Origin of the sequence: Bacillus oleivorans (genome assembly GCF_900207585.1) — a bacterium.
In the GTDB taxonomy this organism is placed as follows: Bacteria; Bacillota; Bacilli; order Bacillales; family JC228; genus Bacillus_BF; species Bacillus_BF oleivorans.
On sequence record NZ_OAOP01000011.1, the window covers coordinates 139560 to 146061 of the forward strand.

Here is a 6502-nt window from a genome sequence, read left to right on the forward strand (position 1 = left end):
ACAGGTGACGCGGTTGGTTATCGGGACTTACTAGCTTTTGCTTGCCCGCCCTAACTAGATAGTTTAATGTCATATCCAGGACATAATAAAAACACCTACATAGCCATTGGTTGACCTTGTGGTGTTTGCTGACCTAATATTTGTTGTTTAATTAATTGCTGTTGTTCAGGCGAAGCCATCATAAAGGCTTGTTGTTCTTCTGGCGGTAGTTGAGCGAGTAACTGTTCAAACTGTTGTTCCTGTTGAATAGCAGCCATTTCCCGTTGTTCTTCAATAGATTTTAAGAGTCTATCCTTAAATGGAATGACGTTCTTAGGGACGAACATCAAATACTGGTCTAGGGTGATATGCCCGGCATCAAATAACTTATCTAAGCTAGTCATCATCAGCGTTTCCGAATAGCTAGAAGATGGTCCAATATCAATTTTTAACCGCATTTCTAAGTCTCTGTGTTGGGAACCATTGAAAATTTCGCTTTGTTCTTCTCCATCATCATCTTTAACCGTAATCATGCGATCTGTGTTGTAGTAGACCTTCCACATCTCGGCCCATATGTTCCCAATATCCTCCATAGCTTGATAGAATCTCCGTTTAATAGATTCTAACGGTACACCTGCCGCCTTTTGTAAGAGCATGATAGCGGAAGCGTTGAGTTGTGATGTATTTTGTTCCCCTAGTGCGTTCTCATTCGCCCCGGCTGAATCCTTTGTATAACTTAGGAACGCTTCTACTAGGTTTGGAACGTGTGACGGCATGCTAGGAGGAGTTAGGTATTGAATCGCATTCCCAACCGAACCAGTTTGACTATTTACATTGATTACCTCACCCGGTGTATTCGTGATTTGTTGATGAACCAATGTTTTATCAATAATCAGCTTCGGCCATCCTGTTTGTTGAGCGGATAACAGCTGCATAGCCATTAAGAAGTTAATCGCCTTTTGGTTAGGTATGAGTCCTTCTGTATCGCCTATGCCAAAGATAGATTGCTTCCGTCTCTCCCATTGCATGACAGCTAAAGGGTAGAGTTTCATATTCGTATTGGTTTTAGGCTTTACAACAATTCCGCTTGCGACCTTCATAAAGTGAACGGTTCCGTTTTCTTTCCAATACTTTGTGAGTACCGTTACCTTATTCCCTGTGGTTAGTTCCTGCTGTGCCATGTCATACGCTTGGTCGGTGACTTCACTATCCGGTTTTATCATATTGGCTATTTCATTCGACACACCGTTATCCTTCGCCTGTTTGCGTACATTCTCGACTAGATCGCGATAGGTAATGATGATGTAAGGTTGTTGTTGTACGTTTCGGTTCTGCGGGTTACCCGGAAAGAAGTTCACCGGGTCTATGACTTCACCGCATATCATTCCATCATATTTGAGCGTGTTCCCGCCTTTTTTGCTCGTGTCATAGTAATAGTGCCAGATACCCGTGCCGACGTTAGAAGCACTCTCTAAAGCTTCCTCATTGAGTTCTTGTTGTTTGACTAATTCCCACGTGGTATCTGCATACCGCGTGAACAGGTCAGCCGCTTGGTACTCAGGTGATTCTTCATCAGTGATTTCACTTGCACTAAATACCATTTTGATATTCTCATTCATGACGGAAGCGACCTTATGGTTCTCGATCCGCCGGATAATGTTGAATACAGGTCTAGGAAGGTTCTTGGTACGTTCGGTAATTCTCGGCCATTGATCGCCTGACCTCATACGTTCATACTCTGCCCATTTATCGAGAAATCCCATTTGTTTTTTATACGAGATTCCTTCTTTGTATTCATTCTCCACACGACTTGCTTCATCTAGGAGTTTTTCTAGCTTTGCCAAATGTTTCACCTACTTTCGTACCTAGCTGAAATTAATTAATTTTATGTCTAACTGTGGTTACAATCTTATTAGGGTTGCTAAGGTCTTTTCCTGCATAGTTCTCGCAAGTGCTATTCACGCATAGCATAGGCAAATTGGTATATGCGATCGTTTCTTTATCAGGTGTATCATCATTTTCAAAGGAATATGAAGTAATTCCTATTCGTAACAAGGATTTACATAATGGACATTGTTCCATGTTTTCACCTACTTTCGGTTGGACCATTCACCCATTCATCTAAAATGAGTTGTTGTTCTTGAAACACCTTTTCTTCGTTCTTTGTTTGAATAATAGGCTCAATCGGATTCTTTATCTCTAAGGTGGGTTCTTCTTGCTTGCTGGTTTGGATTTGCCAGCGTAAGCCTAATTGAACGGATTTAAGAGCTACATATCCACCTGAAACAAAAGCTGTTGTAAAAGCTATTAATAAGACAATCGTCGTTACCATTCGATGTATTCCCCTCCCTCTCTTTCGTTATTATGAAACATCCAATGCGGATCGTGACCATTTGACTTTGGTGGAATCTCCGCATAAAAGTAATACAATCTATTTAATGCTTGTGACATAGAGTCTACATCATCATCATGTTTTCCTTTCGGGAAGGAAGCACATTCTTCTACAAAGTCATGTGTCCATTCGGTTCTAGGTAAATGAACGTTGCCAGCTTCAATATAAGGAGATACCGCGTTGACTCTCGCAACCTTACCTCCTTCTGGATTAATAGGAATCACACCAGGTATCTTATTGCGTAGCATAGAGACAATAGCTGGACCATTTGCTTTATCCTCAATTAAGATTGCGCTTATGTCTGGATGTTTCTTTTTCAGATTGACGATGGATTGAATTGTAGCCGGGAAGTTCATTCGCGCTTTTACCCTATCAATCAAATAAGAATTTGCTCCTACCTTGCCCCACACTTGAATCGATACAAAGTCGTTATCATCTTCATCTTTAAAAGTGGCATCTACGCTCATTAGCTTAATTTGGATTTGTGGAAGGATATCGTAATATCTCCACCAATCACGTTTTAAAATGTTCCCTTCTTGGCTTGTTGGTCTACCTTGATATAGGGAGTTAAAAGAAGATGGATACCGTTCCCTTTCGACAATAAACTCATATCCGTATCGTTCCGGCCACAAGGGTTCGCCTATTTCTCTGCCGAGTATGTCGTTTTCCTCTGCTTTTAAAGGGAAGTTATATACTTGCCAGTTTAATGGTTGCCCGTATTCGGGATTCAGTAATCTTCCTTGTAGATCATCTTCATGCCATCTTGTGAGAATCAATATAACAATCGCCCCAGGGTGTAAACGTGTGGAAAATGAGTCAATCCATTCATCCCATACCTTATCGCGCATGGTTTCACTTTCGGCTTCTTCACGGTTCTTAATAGGGTCGTCGATTATCATTAAGTCGGCCCCTTGCCCGGTAATCCCGGATAAAACCCCTCGGCTAATCATACCGCCTATGTTGTTATCGAGATTCCATTCATCGGCTGCACTACTGTCTTTTGATACTTCAATGTCGAATAACTCTTTACCAAACTGTTTAACCTTTTCTTTGTTCTTCTTCCCGAACCTACGGGCGAATGTATCGTTATAGGAAATCTCTATCACTCTATCCTCAGGGAAATGCCCCTGATAATAGCTTGGCAGAGTCTCTGTAATTGTCATAGATTTTGAATGTCGTGGAGGCATATTTAAAGCAATGTATTGGTTTTCGGTTCGTATCTTGCCCTCTCGCATTAACTTCTTTTTATCGATTGCTTTTTGAATAATGTCACATATAAACTCTGTATGTCGTGCGTGTGTGTATCTGCCCTCATGGGAGTACGCGACATAATCCGCATAGTTTTTCTTGGCTAATGCTTTTTTAACCTCATTCAGTGTCGGAAGTCTTATTGAGGATGTTTTCAAGCTGTTTCAACTCCTCGACTGTGAGATTACTTAGATCCTTATCTGTTTTTATGTTGTGAGTGGTTTCTCCGCTTTGCTGTAGTTCTGATTTATCTACCCAACCGAAGTTATTCTTCAAATTAAAAATGACCCCAGCTGTCACTTTAGGTGTCCATAAGCTTTCTTCGACAAAGGCTTCTATTTTAGCCTTCGCGCGTTTTATCGTGTCAAAAAACTCGTCACGTTCTTCATAGTTTAACAAGGTTTGCCGGTTAGTCCCTAAGAAATGAGCCAATCCCGAAATAGTATAAGGCTTAGGTGCTGGAACTGATATTTCTTGCCCTTCTTTCGTGAACATCGTTTGCATATGGGTGTCGCACATGTAAAAGTATGCGCTAATTTTTTCTTCAAGCTCTTCTTTACAACCAAACATTAACGGTCTACTCATTACATTTCTCACCGCCTCCAAATAAAAAACACCCTTTAAAGGAGTGCTAATTGTTGCGTTTGACTTTCAAATTTTATATTTGTCCATTTTAAGATTTTTTCCAACTTCTTTTTATCATATTTGCTATAGTTTACATACCATTCAAATAAATCATTATCCAATTTACTTAAATTGCACTCTTTACATGCAGGGACAATATTTTGCTTAGTATAATGACCGCCTTTTGATGAAGGGACAACATGTTCATGTTGTAACCTATTACTCTTTTTACCACAATAAGCACAACTGTTATTGAAGAAGTTTAAAGACTCTTCCCAATATTCCTTTGATAGAGTGTATATAAGGTCTTTGTCCCTACTTCTTCTATTGTGCTTATACATCTTTCTAGCTAATTTCCCGTTTTCTGTTTTTTTATATTTTTTACTATATTGCTTATTATATTCTTTTATTTTTTCTTGATTGTTCAATCGATATATTCTTTGTTGTTCTCTGTGTTTCTCGAGGTCTTTATTTTTCTGCCATTCTGCCCTTTTGCAAACTTTACAAAGGTAGTCTAGTCCATCTTTGTTGGTTTTTCTTTTCCCAAATTCATCTAATGTTTTTTCTTGTTTACATGATGAACATACTTTCATTTTGATTTTTTCTGTGTTATTATTCACTTGTAATCAACTCCTATACAGTTGGTTATCATGCTCTTGGGTGTTGGTAGCACCGCAAGAGTTTTCTTATGTTTATTATACCAAACATTTGTTCTTAAAGCAATTAATACCAAGCTTTAATACCGCTGTTTTGCTTAACTACAATATCAACTATATCTTTGCCGTAATTCTTTACATGTTCTGGTACACCGTCAGATGTGTTTAGAAAAGGACTATTCCCCTTCTTTTTAGTTTCCACAATTTCTCTGTACCGTTCTATTTCCTCTGGTGTTCCCATTACAGTAATATTTCCGATTGTTGCTATCATACTGTCACCCCTTGCCTTAACATTTTCAAATATTCAATCCCTCGGTACATATCCCTAAAATCTAGTATTTCTTTCTTATCGGGGAATAGTATAATCATCGGCTGTCGTATATCTCCCCGACCGCTTCCTCCCACAACCCATTGTGTGTAATCATCTGTACGTTTGTAGGTTCCTGTTCTTATCCATACAGTGTCTTTTCCTGCTTTCGTCTTACTGTGTATCTCGTTATAATGCAGATGTCCTAACGCTACTACATCGCCTTGAGTTTCATCGAAAAGTCGGCGTTGTGAGTTAGTTGTATTCAACGCACTATTACCTTGGAATGTATGTCTCGCGATGATTTTGTATACTTGGGAACCAAGGCGTAAATTAATCTCTCCGCCATACCATAGATAAGGAGAGTCGATAAGTCTTGCTACTCTCTTCACAAAATCTTCCGAGGTTTCTTTTGTTTCCCAATAATCATGATTTCCACGTATAATAGCTAAATTACTATTACCCAAAAACTCCGTGAATAAATATTGCACTAAGTCCTTTTGTTTGTCCGGATTCTCTATCTGTTCAAACATGCCGCCTTTATGTGAATTGCTGTTGTAGTTGTCGGCATAGTCGCCCATCGCTATGTTATAGAGTCCATCTGTCTCACTAATTACTTTGAAGTCCTCTAACATTTCTTTATGAGCCGTGTATAGTCCACCTACATGCCAATCTCCTGTGAATACAATACCAATCGGCTTATCTCCGTCTATGTCTAACGTAATCGATGTTTGTCTATCATCGAATTTCTGTCTTTCTTCCTGGTGTTTAATTAAGTGTTGTATGTAATCCTCTATGGTGTTACCTATGTTCTTTCTATCTATGAAAGTGATGTTCTTCTTTTTAGATCGCGTATATTTTGTTCGTACGGCTGTATATGTGAATGTCGTATTAAATTCTGTATTTAGCAATTCGGTGACTTCCGGCAGCTGGTGTTCTTTTGCTAATTCCATCATTCTCTGGACAATTTCATTGGTCCATTCACTTGTATGTTGGTTTGCCATGTTTTCACCATCCTTTTTGTTCTCTAGCACACCCACCCAAACTGTGCAATTCAATTAGAGAGAGAACTTTTTACCCACTTATGACCATCGTATATAAATTTCAATGAACGCATAATAAAAAGACGGCACCCGATTGGATACCGCCTGTGAAAGGGGGGAATGATTTGGAATTTCTTCCTAATTATAAAATAAACTAGCTTGGAAAGTATTTCAAAAAGTGTCAAATGTGTAAAAATCGGCTTTTTTGGTCGCTTTTTCTACGAACTGCGAATTAGTATTCAATCGAAATATG

Annotated in this window: 7 protein-coding genes; all 7 read right to left on the reverse strand. The window is 39.1% G+C overall.

Going from position 1 to position 6502, the window contains the following annotated elements; all coding sequences use genetic code 11:
• Positions 1 to 95: 95 nt before the first annotated feature.
• Positions 96 to 1823, reverse strand: a complete 1728-nt coding sequence (locus tag CRO56_RS20115) for a portal protein (RefSeq protein ID WP_097160420.1) — start codon at positions 1821 to 1823, stop codon at positions 96 to 98.
• Between the two features lie 242 nt (positions 1824 to 2065).
• Positions 2066 to 2311 (reverse strand): hypothetical protein, encoded by a 246-nt coding sequence (locus CRO56_RS20120; protein WP_097160421.1) that lies wholly within the window; start codon positions 2309 to 2311, stop codon positions 2066 to 2068.
• Positions 2305 to 3777: a phage terminase large subunit gene (gene terL, locus CRO56_RS20125; protein WP_097160422.1), complete on the reverse strand. Its 1473-nt coding sequence runs from the start codon at positions 3775 to 3777 to the stop codon at positions 2305 to 2307. Before terL ends, CRO56_RS20120 begins: the two co-directional genes overlap by 7 nt.
• Positions 3740 to 4204, reverse strand: coding sequence for a terminase small subunit (locus CRO56_RS20130; RefSeq protein WP_097160432.1), 465 nt, complete (start codon positions 4202 to 4204; stop codon positions 3740 to 3742). Before CRO56_RS20130 ends, terL begins: the two co-directional genes overlap by 38 nt.
• Positions 4205 to 4239: 35 nt before the next feature.
• Positions 4240 to 4863: an HNH endonuclease gene (locus CRO56_RS20135; RefSeq protein WP_097160423.1), complete on the reverse strand. Its 624-nt coding sequence runs from the start codon at positions 4861 to 4863 to the stop codon at positions 4240 to 4242.
• Positions 4864 to 4966: 103 nt separating this feature from the next.
• Entirely contained in the window at positions 4967 to 5170 is a 204-nt protein-coding gene (locus CRO56_RS20140) for a hypothetical protein (protein WP_097160424.1), read from the reverse strand.
• Positions 5167 to 6210 (reverse strand): metallophosphoesterase, encoded by a 1044-nt coding sequence (locus CRO56_RS20145; protein WP_097160425.1) that lies wholly within the window; start codon positions 6208 to 6210, stop codon positions 5167 to 5169. Before CRO56_RS20145 ends, CRO56_RS20140 begins: the two co-directional genes overlap by 4 nt.
• Between the last annotated feature and the right edge of the window lie 292 nt (positions 6211 to 6502).